Below are 13,426 nucleotides of genomic sequence, written 5' to 3'. Positions count from 1 at the left end.
CAAGCTGCGAAGCCCCGCCAAGCCGGGAAACCACTCTCGTCCAGTCTTCGTTTACAAGTGATTCGTGACTCATCTCGTGTTGGAATCACGAGCGTTTCCAATACGCAAGACCAAACTTAACGCCTATGCGGCCTTCCCTGCGCCCTCCGATCTTGGAGGGCGGCGAACGACGCAAAGCTCGGGCATCAGGCGCCGCGAGAACGCGAAGCTACGTCCACTGATCTTGTCCCGACCAACCGCCGCAAAAACAACGAAAAAGCACGAGCGGCTACGGATCGAGTTCGGTGTCCCAATAGAGATAATCCAGCCAGCTGTCGTGCAGATAATTTGGCGGAAACAGCCGGCCGTTGCGGTGCAGCTGGTGCACGGTGGGCGCGTAGGGCGCCTGCCTTGGGAACATTTTCGCCTGCTGCGGCGTCAGGTTGCCCTTTTTCAGATTGCAGGGCGAGCAGGCGGCGACGACGTTTTCCCAGGTGGTCTGGCCGCCTTTGCTGCGCGGGATGATGTGATCGAAGGTGAGATCGTCAGGCGAGGTGCAATATTGGCAGACGAAGCGGTCGCGGAGGAAAACGTTGAAACGGGTGAAAGCGGGGTGGGTGGACGGTTTGACGAACGACTTCAGCGAGACCACGCTGGGGAGCTGCATTTCGAAGCTCGGACTTCGCACTGCCCGGTCGTAGAATTCGACGATGTTCACGCGATCGAGAAAAACCGCTTTGATCGCGTCCTGCCAGGACCAGAGCGACAGCGGGTAATAACTCAGCGGCCGGAAGTCCGCATTCAGCACCAACACCGGCCAACCGCCTTGCGAGACATGTGCGTTCAAATAACGCTCCTGACCCTCACGGCTGCGAAGCAGCATGAGTTGACATACTACATGCAGCGTGACGGGATTGTGAAGAGCTGAGAAGAGCTTATCCCGCACATGGGTCCCGCGTGCGGTGCACGCCAGAGCGCCGAAAACGGCGCCGGAGGAGGGGGAGGAGGAGGGCATCATGATACGATTGCTGACAGCGGCGGCTGTCGCACTGACGGGGCTTTTCGCTAGACCGGCGGCGGTCGCCCAGGACTATCCGGCGCGCGCGATCACGATGATCGTGCCGTTTCCGGCCGGCGGCGCAACCGACACGCTGGCGCGCTATCTGGTTGAGCGAATGCGGGCGATTTTGGGGCAGCCGATCATCATCGAGAATGTCGGGGGAGCCGCCGGCAGCCTCGGCGTGGCCCGCGCCGTGCGCGCTGCGCCCGACGGCTATACGCTTTCGATCGGAACCTCGACCACGCACATGCTGACCGGCGGGCTCTATCCGCTGTCTTTCGATCTCATCAACGACCTGGAACCGATCATCCTGATCGGCAGCGAGCCGCTCCTGATCGTGGGCCGCAAGAACCTGCCGGCCGATGATCTGAGCGGGCTGATTGGCTGGCTGAAGGCCAATCCGGACAAGGCCTCGGTCGGCATCGCTGGGGTCGGCGCCACCGGCCATCTTGCGGGCATCTCGTTCCAGAAGGAGACCGGCACAAAATTCCAGTTCGTGCCCTATCGCGGCAATGGACCGGCGATGCAGGACCTTCTGGCCGAGCAGATCGATTTCATGATCGAGCCGGCCTCAAATTTCAGGGGCCTGCTCGCGGCCGGCAGCGTCAAGCCGTTCGCGATCACGGGGCGCGCGCGGCTGCCGTCTCTGCCGAAAATTCCGACCGCGGACGAAGCCGGTTTGAAAGGGTTTTTCGCCTCGCTCTGGTACGGCCTGTGGGTGCCGAAGGGCGCCTCGAAGGAGGTAGTTGCGGAACTCAACGCGACCATGACGCGGGTGCTGTTCGATCCTCAGGTCAGGCAGCGCTTCGACGAACTCGGCATCCAGATCTCAGCGATCGATCAGCAGGCGCCGGACGCGCTGCGGGCCCTGCAGAAATCCGAGGCCGCGCGCTGGTGGCTGATCATCAAGGCCTCGGGCATCAAGGTGGATTGATCAGTTGAGTCATTGCGAGCCAAGCGAAGCAATCCAATTCAACTTACGTCATTCCGGGGCGCGTCGAAGACGCGAACTATGGTGCGCAATTGCGCACCAGAGAATCTCGAGATTCCGGGTTCAATGTCATCTGTCCGCGCCTTGCGCAGACCGGATGACATTGCCCCGGAATGACGACATTGGGCGCTTATGCCGAAAGCCGCTCCAGTTTCTGCAGACAGCGGTGGGTGCGAACCTCGGCCGGCATCTCGGTGTCGGGAAAGCTGGTCTTCCAGTTGGTCACGCCGACCTCGCCGACATAGATGTCGCCGCGGGAATCCAGCGCGAGGCCATGCGGGGCGAGGAATTTGCCGGCCTCGAGGCCCGGACCGTACTCGCCGCCGAGCCGCGCCATGCGCTGGCCCCTCGCATCGACGATGGAGAGGCGCGGGCCGAGATTGGGCACCTTGAGATTGACCGACATGCCCGGGCCGAGCTCGCCGATGACGAAGCTCGGCGCTCTGCCGCCGCAGCGGCACAGCGCGCAGGGCCGGTGCAGGTTGTTCCATTGCGTCTCGTAGCGGCCGTTGCCGTCAAACACCTGCACGCGGTGATTTTCGCGGTCGGCGACATAGACGAAACCATCAGCATCGGTTGCGATGTTGTGCACGATGTTGAACTGGCCGGGATCGCTGCCCGGCTCGCCCCAGCTCGCGATCAGCCTGCCGTCGGGCGTGTACTTGTGCACGCGGGCATTGCCGTAGCCATCCGAGACATAGATCTCGCCCTTCGGCGAGAGCGCGGTGTGGGTGCAGCGATGGAACGGCTCGCCGCTCATGTAAGGCGCCGCCTTGTGCGGCAGCCCGATCGTGAGCAGCACCTTGCCATCCGGGGAGCATTTGCGCACGGTGTGGTCGCCATCGTCGGTGCAATAGAGATTGTCGTCGGCATCGATGTGCAGGCCATGGGCACGGGCAAAGAGGCCCTCGCCCCAGCTCTTGATAAAATTGCCGTCGCGGTCGAACACGATCACCGGGTGTTCGCCGCGGTTGAAGACGTAGATGCGGTCCTTGCTGTCGACCGCGACGGAAGCGACGTCAGTGAGTTGCCAGCCAGCGGGCAGTTTTGCCCAGTTCTGCACCACGCGGTAGCGATGTTCGCCTGTGCCGAGGACGGTTTGCACGCGTTGGTCCATCATGTCTCTCTCCCGTCAGTCCGTGGCGCGGGGCAGCAGCCCTTCCTCGATCGCCTTGATCTGCAGCGCCAGATATTTGGAATAGATGCGGCACTGCGCGAGACTGCCGGCGATGAACCACAGGCCGGGCTGCGCCGTGCGCGTAAACATGTTGCGCAACTCCTGGGCATCGCCAAAGCCCCAGATCGGCCCGACGCGATCAGCAACGTCGTCGCCGAACAGTTTGCGCACAAGGTGCTGCTGGCCCTTGTAGCCGGTCGCCAGCACGATGAGATCGGCCTTGATCGTCTCGCCATTCCGTATTCGCACTCCTTCTGCAACGAAGCTCTCGATATCGGAGAACTGTGCGAGCCTGATTGCCCCTTCGACCAGGAGATCGGAGCAGCCGACGTTGAAGTAGTAGCCGCCGCCGCGGGTGAGGTATTTGAACTGCCAGCCGGTGGAGTCTTCACCGAAATCGAGCTTGAAGCCGATCCGCGTCAGGCCGTCGAGCAGCACCCGGTCGAGCTGCCTCGATTGCTCGGTCAGCATCTGGTGGGAGCGCCTCGCCAGCGCGAGCGGCATCGATGTGGCGATCAGGTCGTTGTCTTCGAGCGTGCCGTCGCCGTAGTTCGCATAGGCAAGCTGCGCAGACGGTTCGATATTGGTCACCAGCGTCGCGGACCGCTGCACCAGCGTGACCTCGGCGCCGGAGGAATGCAGATCCTGCGCGATGTCGTGGCCGGAGTTGCCGGTGCCGATCACGAGCGCGCGCCGGCCCTTCCAGTTCTCGCCGTCGTCATACTGGCTCGCATGCAGCACCTGGCCGGAAAACTTCTTCAGCGAGGGAATGTCGGGCAGGTTCGGAATGCCGCTGACGCCCGTCGCCATCACGATGTGGCGCGGATGCAGCGTGCGCGTCGTGCCGTCCACGCGTCGCAGCACCACCGTCCAGCGTCCTTGCGCTTCATCGTAGCTGCCGCTTTCGAGCTCGATGCCGGTCCAGGCATTCAACTCCATGGCATCGACATAGGCCTCGAACCAATTGGCGAGCTTGTCCTTCGGAATATAGACCGGCCAGTTCGGCGGGAACGGCATGTAGGGCAGGTGGTTGACGTGCACCTGGTTGTGCAGCGTCAGCGCGTGATAGCGGCGCCGCCAGTTGTCGCCGATCCGCGGCCAGCGCTCGACGATCAGGGTATCGACCTTGAGCTGCGTCAGCCGTGCGGCGATCGCAAGTCCGGCCTGCCCGGCGCCGACCACAAGGACGGTCGGATCGCGATCGGCGTAGGCCGCGGAGGCCTCGCGCTGATCGAGCCAGTTGGGGCCGCGGAAATCGCGCGAATAGGAATCTCCACGCGGGCGCATCGCGCCAACTTGCTCTTCAAAGCCTTTCAGTTCGTCCAGTGCGGTCAGCAGGGTCCAGGCCTTCAGCCGATTGTCGGCGGCGGCATCGCCGATCAGGCGAATGATGCCGCTGCAGCGGCCGAGCGCGGTTTCGAAGTTGATGATTGCTTCGATGGCGCATATGCCGGCACGCGTCACCCGGCGGGGCGGGGCGCGGTTGGGCGCGATCGCAAAGCCAATTGGCCGGGCGCTCCTTGCATCGCCCGGCAGTTCCCTGAGGATGGCGTCGGCGCCATTGAGGGTCTTGATGGTCCAGCTCAGCGCCAGCACGTCGCGCCAAAAACTGTCGGGATGGAACAGCAATGTGAGGTCGCCGGCGTCGGTGAGCGCATGCTCGAATTGCGCGAGCCAGCATTCGACCTGAAGCGAAATGTCGTCCGTCTTGTCGAGCATCGGCGTTTCCCGTGGCCGTCTGTGCGGCCATTGCGGGGGACGACGCTATACTGTTCGCGGTGCGGCCAAAAGCGCTTTAGTCGAGCAGCGAGAGCATATGGCCCTGAGCGGGCGGAATGCGCCCCGCGAGCGTGTCGAGGTAGACTTTTTGCACGGCCTCCGCTCCCCGGCTTTCGACAACATCGATCCATTTGTCGAGCTTTGGCGCAAAGCCGGCCCAGGCCGTGCCAAAACGTTGATCGATACCGCCCGGTCCCCATTCCCGGGCGCGCTTGCGCATCTGGTCCGGTGCGAAGAAGAATCTTGGCTTGGCCCCCGGCAGGTCCGGCTCATCCGGAGAGGTCGCACGATGCGTGAGACCGATCCGCCCCGAATATCGCATGGCTTCGCCAAAATGCCGGTGCAGCATCTCGCGCAAGCGGCTGTTGCCCGCCATGTCCACGTAGACGACGGGCGTTACGGAAGGGACCGACGTCACCTGATCGTATGTCAGGACCTCGTCATAGCAGCCGAGCGATTTGACGAAATCGACATTGGAAGCCGACGTCAGCCCGATCACGGTGACGCTGTCGCGCTGCGAGTGGATCAGGTGCGCCAGTCCGAACGCGGTCTTGCTGGACGCCGAGGAGAGGATCGCCGTCTGCGCGCCAAAAAAATCGTTCTCGGCAAGATGGTCGTCGACCATGAAGGACAGCATGAACAGTGGCCGCAGCAGTGCCTGATGATCGCCCCGCCGTCCGGCGAAGGCGGCGTCATGACCAACGCGGGCGTAAGTGTTGTACACGCTCGCCGCGACTTGCCGGTGCGCGGCGCCGTCGCGCAGGGCCCGTTTGGAGACGTCGGTCGCTTCGATGAAAAGATGCGTCGCCATCGGGAAATAGCCGAACAGCCGCTCGCCCGCGGCGACGCCCGGATGCCGCGAGGCGATCACCTCGCCAAAGCCCCACACCGGGATGTTGCCAAAACCCTTGGGCGCCGGAAACAGCTGCCAGTATTTCAGCTCGTCGCCGGCCACCGCATAGGTGATGTTGTTGGTGGTAAAGGCGAAACGCTCGACCTTGACCAGCAACGCCTCGGACGGCAAGGCATCGGCATCGGGCAGTTCCGTCTCGATGGTCTTGCATTGTTCGAGTGCATCGCGCGCGACTACAAAATCCCTGGAGATCATGTCCGTGCTTCGCCGTTGTGTCGTGCGATCTCTTCGCGCATGCCGCATCGCCTGGCAACGGCAACAAAGTTTGAAACGCTGTTAGCTTTGTTACGTGCCGATGACGCCTTCGCGCTTCTTCATCGCGCGATAAAAACTCCACCACAGATGTGCCGCGGCGCCGCGCCGCGGCCGCCACGGTTCGGCGATCGAGGCCATCTGCTTGGGGTTCGGACGGGTCTCGAGGCCGAGCCCGATGCGGATCGCTTCCTGCACGGCAAGGTCGCCGGTGGGCCAGGCATCGCCATGTCCAAGGCAGAACAACAGATAGACATCGGCGGTCCATGGGCCGATGCCGTGCAGGGAGGTCAGCGCACGATGCGCGGCGTCGGCATCTTCCTCGGCCAGGACATCCAGGTTGAGCCGCTCGGCCGCGAGTTCGCGCGCGATGGTCTTCAACGTCTTGATCTTGGCGGCGGAGAGCCCGAGCCGTCCGAGCCGCTCGGCGCGCGCGCGGCGGCAGGCATGATGGTCGAACGGATCGAAGGCGGCGGAGAGGCGCGCCCAGATCGCGGCGGCCGAGGCGGTGGACAATTGCTGGCCGCAGACGATATGGGCGAGGCCGACAAAGCCCGCCTCGCGCCGCCGCAAGGCCGGCATCCCGGCGATCTCGAGGATCGGCTTCAGCCGTGTATCCTGTTTTACGAGCGCGTGGATGGCGTCTTCCAGGTCGTCCTGGCTGTCGAGGTGAACGGTCATTGCGTCATTCATTCGGCGTGCGCGGTTTTGGCCCGAGCATGCATGTCATATCGTAGCAGACTCTTGAAGCACGGATTGCCGGCCTCTCGATTTCCTCGGGATCGGGCGTCCGGACATGACGAGTGTTGAAGATGCCACCCGTTTTCCGATTTGCGCCAAGCCCGAATGGCTATCTTCATCTCGGCCACGCTTACTCGGCGCTGTTGAATTTCGACCTGGCGCGCGAGACCGGTGGCCGCTTCCTGCTGCGCATCGAGGATATCGATCCGGCGCGCTGCCGGCCGGACTACGAGGCTGCGATCTACGAGGATCTCGCGTGGCTCGGCATGTCATGGGAAGAGCCGGTCCGACGGCAATCGGAGCACCTCGACGATTGCCGCGCGGCGATTGATCGATTGATGGCGCAGGGCCTGGTGTATCCAAGCTTCGAGAGTCGCGCCGAGGTTGCAAGGCTGGTCGCGCAGCGCGAGACGGCGGGCACTTGGCCGCGCGATCCCGACGGCGCGCCGCTCTATCCTGGTGCTGCGAAGCTGATGTCAGCAGATGAGCGCACCCGCCGAATCGAACAGGGCGCGCGCTATGCGCTGCGACTCGATATGGCCGCGGCGTGCGCGGCGGCCGGCGAACTCAGCTGGATCGAGCGGGGCGAGGGACCGGGAAGTGAGACCGGCACTGTCGTCGCCGATCCACAAGCCTGGGGCGATGTGATCCTCGCCCGCAAGGAGGTGCCGACCAGCTATCATCTCTCGGTCGTGATCGACGACGCCCTGCAGGGCGTCACGGAGGTGGTCCGCGGGCAGGACCTGTTCCATGCAACCGCCGTGCACCGGCTGTTGCAGCATCTGCTCGGCCTGCCCGTGCCGATTTACCGGCATCATCGGCTGATTCGCGATGCTCTGGGCGGCAAGCTGTCCAAATCGACGGGTTCGACCGGGCTGCGGGAGTTGCGGGCTGCCGGCGCCAGGCCAGCCGATATTCGCCTCCTGGTAGATTTGCCGTGATTCCTCGGGGGAACAACTCGAAACGCCCAAGTGACTCCACCGGCCCTGCCGTGCCATGCTGTGATCGCTTGAGGCTAAGGGGGAGCATGGCGGCAAAATCGCATTTGCGGCGCAAGGCAGCGCCAGCGAAAAAACGGCCTGTGAAAAAACGCGTGCTGGCAGGCAAAGCACGCAAGCATGGCAGTGTGCCCGGCATGGTTGAAACGGCGCTTGCGGTGTTCGCTCATGAGGTTCGCACGCCACTGACCGGTATTCTTGCGATCAGCGATCTCCTGGCGACCTCTGAGCTCGGCGAGCGCGAGCGGCGCTGGGTCGATACCATCAAGGCGGGCGCGGAGCATCTGGCGAGCCTTGCCACGCTGTTCGTCGACGCCGCCAAGCAGACGACTGCGCCGAGCAACCTGCGTCAGGATCTGTTCGATCTGCGCGCGTTGGCGCAGAATGCCGGCGACTCGCTGGCTGGCCGCGCCGCCGCCAAGGGATTGCAATCAGCGGTTGAGATTTCGGAAAAGCTGGTCTCGCTGGTGACCGGCGATCCGGTACGGCTGCGCGCCGCGCTTGAGAACCTGATCGACAATGCGATTAAGTTCACCGAAACAGGCAGCGTCGCGCTGAAGGTCGAGCCGGCGCGGGCTGCGAAGGGCGCAATCGGCGTTGCCTTTGCGGTGTCCGACAGCGGCATTGGCCTCACGCTTGCGGAAATCAAGCGGCTGTTCCGGCCGTTCTCGCAGGCCAATGTCTCGATCGCCTCGCGGTTCGGCGGCGCGGGGCTCGGATTGTCGTCGGTCAAGCAGCTCGCGCGCGCGATGGGCGGAGACGTCGCGGTCAGGCCGCGCCCGGGCGGGGGGACCGTGTTCACGCTGACCGTTGCCCTAAGCCGGGCCGACGCGGCGCCATCTCGGGGCGCGAACGGCGAAGACGATGATGCGCGCCAGCCCGCGGCAAGGCTGCGCATCCTCGGCGTCGAGGACAATCCGTTCGGGCGTGTCGTGCTCAATACCATCCTCGGCGAACTCGGCCATCAGGCGGAGTTCGTCGGACGGGGCGAAGCCGCCGTTGAGCGTATCGAGCAGGGCGCCTTCGATGCCGTGCTGATGGACATGGTGTTGCCGGGCATAGACGGCATCGAGGCGATCCGGCGCATTCGCGGCCTTGCGCCGCCCCATGGGGCGATCGCGATCATCGGACTGTCGGGCCGCGGCGACGACGAGGCGGCCTCGCGCGCGGCCGGCGCCGATGCCTTCCTGGTCAAGCCTGTTTCTCCGCGTGCCCTAGCGACTGCGCTGCTTGAAGCGAGACGCCGTGCGGCAGCTGCGACTTGATGATGGCCGCGTTGAGCTCACCGCCATACACGAAGATCGCGGCGATGAAATACAGAAAGACCAAGGCGATCACGACCGAGGCAAGGCCCGCATACATGGTGACGTAGTTGTTGGCGAAGCGCGCGAGATACTGTCCGAAGATGATGCCCGAGACCAGTGAGCCGATCAGCGTGAAGACGATGCCGGGCAGGATCTGCAGGAAGCCGCGTCGGCCCGCGGGAAGCCAGGCATGCAGGATGAACAGCGCGACGATCATCGCCGAGATCGCCGTCGAGTAGCGCGACCAGTTGAGAAACTGCTCGTTGGTCTCGACGATGAGCGGGATGTATTGCCGCGCCGTTTCGAGAATGAGGGGCCCGAGCACGATCAGGAAGGACATCAGCAGCGTGGCGAGCGCCGCCACCAGCGTATAGCCGATCGATTCCAGCCGCAGCCAGTACCAGCGGCGCGGTTCGACCACCGCGTAAGCGCGGTTCAGCGCGACGCGCAGGGCCTCGACGCCGTTGGAGGCGAAATAGACCGCAAGCACGCCACCGATGGTCAAGGCGTCGGTGCGGGTCGTGGTGAGCACGTCGTGAAGCTGGCCGGACAGCGCGTCCGCCACCTGCTTCGGCCAGGTCTCCAGCATGAGCGCCGTCGCCTGATCGGCCAGTTCCTTGGAGCCGAAGAAGCCGGCAAGCGAGGTAAGCACGATCAGGAACGGAAACATCGCCATCAGCGTCGACAGCGCGATGTGGCTTGCGATGGCCCAGCCGTCGTCGGCCAGGAAGGTGTAGAACGCATCCAGGCTGACATCGAAGATATAGCGAAGCTGCCTCACCTTTCACCTCGGCCGGCAGAGCGGTCAACATCGATCATAATGGATACAAAGCCCGTACGCCGCTTGAAACTCAACCTTCTCATCGCCGATGGCGCTGCAGGCCGCACGGTGTTATGTAGCGACGATGACGGTTTTTCTCAGTAAGATATTGCTTCCCATCGCGGTTGCCGCGGTTGCGCTGGTGCTCCTGATGGGCCTCGTCAACATGATGCGGGGCGGGTCGCCGAACACCTCGCAGAAGCTGATGCGGATGCGCGTGCTGCTGCAGTTCGTCGCCATCGTCATCACCATGCTCGCGGTCTGGGCGATGGGCCGCTGAACGGTATATCGAGGGACAGGAAAGCCTGCCATGGTGGTCCTCAATCGCATTTACACACGCACCGGCGACGACGGCACCACGGCGCTCGGCAGCGGCGAGCGCCGCCCGAAATACGATCTGCGCGTGACCGCCTACGGAACCGTCGACGAGACCAACGCGGCGATCGGGGTGGCGCGGCTGCATCTGAAAGAGCAGGGCGAGCTCGACGCAATGCTCGGCCGTATCCAGAACGATCTGTTCGATCTCGGCGCGGACCTCGCGGTTCCCCAGCGCGAAGGGAAGGCTGAGCGGTTGCGCGTGCTGTCCAGTCAGGCCGAGCGGCTGGAGCACGAGATCGATGCGCTCAACGCAGATCTTGCGCCGTTGACGTCCTTCGTGCTGCCGGGCGGCACGGCGGGCGCGGCCCATCTGCATCTGGCGCGGACGATTTGCCGTAGAGCGGAGCGCATCATGGTGGAACTGGCGGCCAAGCCGGACGAGCCGGTCGGCGACGCCGCGATCCAGTACATGAATCGGCTGTCTGATTTCCTGTTCGTGGCCAGCCGCGCGGCCAATGATCATGGCGCAGGCGACGTGCTTTGGGTGCCCGGCCAGAACCGTTAACGTCCCGCTCTCCGGCTCCGGACCGGCCTGCAGGGCCATTTTTGGCCGCAGCGCGCGTTGACCGGGGGTGGCAGGACCATTAGGTTCCGCGCCCAAGCCTAAGAGCAAAGCCGACAAGCGAGGCAGGCCAATCCCACTTAGTTTAGCGAAAGAAGATCGATGAAGGTTCTTGTACCGGTAAAGCGGGTCGTCGACTACAACGTCAAGGTCCGCGTCAAGAGCGACGGGTCGGGCGTGGAACTCGCCAACGTCAAGATGTCCATGAATCCGTTCGACGAAATCGCCGTCGAGGAAGCCCTGCGGCTGAAGGAGGCGGGCAAGGCGACCGAGGTCGTGGTGGTCTCGATCGGGCCGGCACAGGCGTCCGAAACGATCCGGACAGGCCTTGCCATGGGCGCGGATCGCGGCATCCTGGTCAAGGCCGAGGGTGCGGTCGAGCCGCTGGCGGTGGCGAAGATCCTCAAGTCCGTCGCTGACGAGGAGAAGCCGGGCCTCATCATCCTCGGCAAGCAGGCGATCGACGACGATTCCAATCAGACCGGCCAGATGCTTGCCGCGCTGCTCGGCTGGTCCCAGGCCACCTTCGCCTCCAAGCTCGAAGTCGACGGATCGGATTTCAAGGTGACGCGCGAGGTCGATGGGGGCTTGCAGACCGTCAAGCTCAAGGGGCCGGCTATCGTCACGACCGACCTGCGGCTGAACGAGCCGCGCTACGCCTCGCTGCCCAACATCATGAAAGCGAAGAAGAAGCCGATCGCGGACAAGAACGCGTCCGACTACGGCGTCGATCTCACGCCGCATCTGGAAATCCTGAAGACCGCCGAACCGCCCGGCCGCAAGGGCGGCGTCAAGGTCAAGGACGTCGCCGAACTCGTTGCGAAACTCAAGACTGAAGCCGGGGTTTTCTAAATGACTACGCTTTTGATTGCTGAACACGACAACGCGCAGATCAAGGACGCGACCAACAAGGCGCTGACCGCGGCGCTGGCGCTTGGTGCCGACGTCGATCTGCTGGTCGCCGGGGAGAACGCCAAGGGCGCGGCGGATGCCGCGTCGAAACTGTCGGGCGTCAAGAAGGTGCTGCTGGCCGACAACGCTGTCTACGCCCATGACCTCGCAGAGCCGCTGGCCGCGCTGATCGTGTCGCTCGCCCCGACCTATGAGGCCTTCGTGGCGCCCGCGACCTCGCGCTTCAAGAATGTGATGCCGCGCGTGGCGGCGCTGCTCGATGTCATGCAGGTCTCCGAAATCATCAAGGTGATCGCGCCCGACACCTTTGAGCGGCCGATCTATGCCGGCAATGCGATCCAGACTGTGAAGTCGAAGGACGCCAAGAAAGTCATTACCGTGCGCACCTCGACCTTCGCCGCGGCCGGCGAGGGCGGCAGCGCCGCGGTCGAGAATGCAACCGCGGCGGCGGATCCCGGGCTGTCGAGCTTCCTCGGCGAGGAGGTCGCCAAAAGCGACCGTCCCGAACTGACCTCGGCGAAAATCATCGTCTCGGGCGGTCGGGCCATGCAGAGCCGCGAAAACTTTGCCAAATATATCGAGCCGCTGGCCGACAAGCTCGGCGCCGGCGTCGGTGCTTCGCGCGCGGCGGTCGACGCCGGCTACGCGCCGAATGACTGGCAGGTCGGACAGACCGGCAAGGTGGTCGCACCGGAACTTTATGTCGCGATTGGCATCTCCGGCGCAATTCAGCATTTGGCTGGCATGAAGGATTCCAAGGTCATCGTCGCCATCAACAAGGATGAGGACGCACCGATCTTCCAGGTCGCCGACTATGGTCTGGTCGCCGACCTCTACCAGGTCGTCCCCGAACTGACCGAGGCGCTCGGCAAGCTCGGAAAATAACGTTAAGACCGCCGGCCGGATGCAACTCGCTCCGGCCGGTCATATATTGGGGGCCAGGCGGGTGCGACATGCGCTGACCGCCGACAATGACGAGATGACTTCGATGATCAAGAAGATCGGCGTGATCGGTGCGGGCCAGATGGGCAACGGGATTGCGCATGTGGCGGCGCTGGCCGGTTTTGACGTGGTGCTCAACGACGTGTCCGCCGATCGCCTCAAGTCCGGGTTGGCCACGGTCAACGGCAACTTGTCGCGGCAGGTCGCCAAGAAGGTCATTTCGGAGGATGCACGGGCCCAGGCGCTCGGCCGGATCGCTTCGACCGACACGCTGGACGGGATTGCGGACTGCGATCTCGTGATCGAGAGCGCGACCGAGAAGGAGGAGGTCAAGCGCAAGATCTTCCATGAGGTCTGCGCCGTCCTGAAGCCGGACGCGATCATCGCCTCCAATACCTCCTCGATCTCGATTACCCGGCTTGCCGCCGCGACCGACCGGCCAGAGCGGTTCATCGGCATTCATTTCATGAATCCGGTGCCGCTGATGGAACTGGTCGAGCTGATCCGGGGGATCGCCACCGACGACAAGACCTTTGACGCGTCCAAGGAGTTCGTCAGCAAGCTTGGCAAGCAGGTCGCGGTTTCGGAGGATTTTCCCGCCTTCATCGTCAACCGCAT

At 63.8% G+C, this 13,426-nt stretch carries 14 protein-coding genes; 8 read left to right on the top strand and 6 right to left on the bottom strand.

Features of this window, described 5'->3' with window-relative positions; all coding sequences use genetic code 11:
- Positions 1-268 precede the first annotated feature (268 nt).
- On the bottom strand, positions 269-826 hold the full coding sequence (locus JOZ76_RS30905; RefSeq protein ID WP_291705187.1) for an HNH endonuclease: 558 nt from the start codon (positions 824-826) through the stop codon (positions 269-271).
- A gap of 169 nt (positions 827-995) precedes the next feature.
- Between JOZ76_RS30905 and JOZ76_RS30900 the strand changes: the two genes are divergently transcribed.
- The gene (locus JOZ76_RS30900; RefSeq protein ID WP_291705183.1) at positions 996-1,973 is read left to right on the top strand and encodes a tripartite tricarboxylate transporter substrate-binding protein; all 978 of its coding nucleotides are present in this window, start codon (positions 996-998) and stop codon (positions 1,971-1,973) included.
- Between the two features lie 187 nt (positions 1,974-2,160).
- Here JOZ76_RS30900 and JOZ76_RS30895 read toward each other — a convergent pair whose 3' ends face one another.
- The 4 genes from JOZ76_RS30895 to JOZ76_RS30880 form a co-directional block, all read right to left on the bottom strand.
- Positions 2,161-3,135, bottom strand: a complete 975-nt coding sequence (locus JOZ76_RS30895; RefSeq protein WP_291705186.1) for a peptidyl-alpha-hydroxyglycine alpha-amidating lyase family protein — start codon at positions 3,133-3,135, stop codon at positions 2,161-2,163.
- Positions 3,136-3,162: 27 nt separating this feature from the next.
- Entirely contained in the window at positions 3,163-4,926 is a 1,764-nt protein-coding gene (locus JOZ76_RS30890; protein WP_291705182.1) for a flavin-containing monooxygenase, read from the bottom strand.
- A gap of 76 nt (positions 4,927-5,002) precedes the next feature.
- Positions 5,003-6,094 carry a DUF2855 family protein gene (locus tag JOZ76_RS30885; protein WP_291705181.1) on the bottom strand — a complete coding sequence of 364 codons (1,092 nt, stop codon included), beginning with the start codon at positions 6,092-6,094 and terminating at the stop codon, positions 5,003-5,005.
- 90 nt (positions 6,095-6,184) lie between these two features.
- Positions 6,185-6,832 carry a DNA-3-methyladenine glycosylase family protein gene (locus JOZ76_RS30880; RefSeq protein ID WP_291705180.1) on the bottom strand — a complete coding sequence of 216 codons (648 nt, stop codon included), beginning with the start codon at positions 6,830-6,832 and terminating at the stop codon, positions 6,185-6,187.
- A 131-nt stretch (positions 6,833-6,963) separates the two neighbouring features.
- On the opposite strand from JOZ76_RS30880, the gene gluQRS reads away from it, so the two are divergent.
- Positions 6,964-7,833 carry a tRNA glutamyl-Q(34) synthetase GluQRS gene (gene gluQRS / locus JOZ76_RS30875; protein WP_291705179.1) on the top strand — a complete coding sequence of 290 codons (870 nt, stop codon included), beginning with the start codon at positions 6,964-6,966 and terminating at the stop codon, positions 7,831-7,833.
- Between the two features lie 86 nt (positions 7,834-7,919).
- On the top strand, positions 7,920-9,155 hold the full coding sequence (locus JOZ76_RS30870) for an ATP-binding protein (RefSeq protein WP_441300134.1): 1,236 nt from the start codon (positions 7,920-7,922) through the stop codon (positions 9,153-9,155).
- Here JOZ76_RS30870 and JOZ76_RS30865 read toward each other — a convergent pair.
- Positions 9,082-9,975 carry a YihY/virulence factor BrkB family protein gene (locus tag JOZ76_RS30865; RefSeq protein ID WP_291705178.1) on the bottom strand — a complete coding sequence of 298 codons (894 nt, stop codon included), beginning with the start codon at positions 9,973-9,975 and terminating at the stop codon, positions 9,082-9,084. The two genes, JOZ76_RS30870 and JOZ76_RS30865, sit on opposite strands and share 74 nt — an antisense overlap.
- A gap of 124 nt (positions 9,976-10,099) precedes the next feature.
- Here JOZ76_RS30865 and JOZ76_RS30860 point away from each other — a divergent pair, with 124 nt between their 5' ends.
- The 5 genes from JOZ76_RS30860 to JOZ76_RS30840 all read left to right on the top strand — a co-directional run.
- A complete protein-coding gene (locus JOZ76_RS30860) occupies positions 10,100-10,294 on the top strand; it encodes a twin transmembrane helix small protein (protein WP_291705177.1) in 195 nt (64 codons plus the stop codon).
- Positions 10,295-10,324: 30 nt separating this feature from the next.
- Positions 10,325-10,897: a cob(I)yrinic acid a,c-diamide adenosyltransferase gene (locus JOZ76_RS30855; RefSeq protein ID WP_291705176.1), complete on the top strand. Its 573-nt coding sequence runs from the start codon at positions 10,325-10,327 to the stop codon at positions 10,895-10,897.
- A 159-nt stretch (positions 10,898-11,056) separates the two neighbouring features.
- Positions 11,057-11,806, top strand: a complete 750-nt coding sequence (locus JOZ76_RS30850) for an electron transfer flavoprotein subunit beta/FixA family protein (protein WP_291705175.1) — start codon at positions 11,057-11,059, stop codon at positions 11,804-11,806.
- A complete protein-coding gene (locus JOZ76_RS30845; RefSeq protein ID WP_291705174.1) occupies positions 11,807-12,751 on the top strand; it encodes an electron transfer flavoprotein subunit alpha/FixB family protein in 945 nt (314 codons plus the stop codon).
- Positions 12,752-12,845: 94 nt separating this feature from the next.
- Positions 12,846-13,426, top strand: a 581-nt coding sequence (locus tag JOZ76_RS30840; RefSeq protein WP_291705184.1) for a 3-hydroxyacyl-CoA dehydrogenase NAD-binding domain-containing protein, incomplete at its 3' end; no start/stop codon positions are given.

This window comes from Bradyrhizobium sp., from assembly GCF_019244115.1.
In the GTDB taxonomy this organism is placed as follows: domain Bacteria; phylum Pseudomonadota; class Alphaproteobacteria; order Rhizobiales; family Xanthobacteraceae; genus Bradyrhizobium.
The sequence above is the reverse complement of the archived record's forward strand: the minus strand, read 5'-3'. Positions and strand labels throughout refer to the sequence as shown.

Excerpts from the sequence above, each read along its gene's own strand:
- gluQRS (WP_291705179.1), top strand. The coding sequence starts at position 6,964 with ATGCCACCCGTTTTCCGATTTGCGCCAAGCCCGAATGGCTATCTTCAT.
- JOZ76_RS30870 (WP_441300134.1), top strand. The coding sequence starts at position 7,920 with ATGGCGGCAAAATCGCATTTGCGGCGCAAGGCAGCGCCAGCGAAAAAA.
- JOZ76_RS30845 (WP_291705174.1), top strand. The coding sequence starts at position 11,807 with ATGACTACGCTTTTGATTGCTGAACACGACAACGCGCAGATCAAGGAC.
- JOZ76_RS30860 (WP_291705177.1), top strand. The coding sequence starts at position 10,100 with ATGACGGTTTTTCTCAGTAAGATATTGCTTCCCATCGCGGTTGCCGCG.
- JOZ76_RS30890 (WP_291705182.1), bottom strand. The coding sequence starts at position 4,926 with ATGCTCGACAAGACGGACGACATTTCGCTTCAGGTCGAATGCTGGCTC.
- JOZ76_RS30880 (WP_291705180.1), bottom strand. The coding sequence starts at position 6,832 with ATGACCGTTCACCTCGACAGCCAGGACGACCTGGAAGACGCCATCCAC.
- JOZ76_RS30850 (WP_291705175.1), top strand. The coding sequence starts at position 11,057 with ATGAAGGTTCTTGTACCGGTAAAGCGGGTCGTCGACTACAACGTCAAG.
- JOZ76_RS30855 (WP_291705176.1), top strand. The coding sequence starts at position 10,325 with ATGGTGGTCCTCAATCGCATTTACACACGCACCGGCGACGACGGCACC.
- JOZ76_RS30885 (WP_291705181.1), bottom strand. The coding sequence starts at position 6,094 with ATGATCTCCAGGGATTTTGTAGTCGCGCGCGATGCACTCGAACAATGC.
- JOZ76_RS30900 (WP_291705183.1), top strand. The coding sequence starts at position 996 with ATGATACGATTGCTGACAGCGGCGGCTGTCGCACTGACGGGGCTTTTC.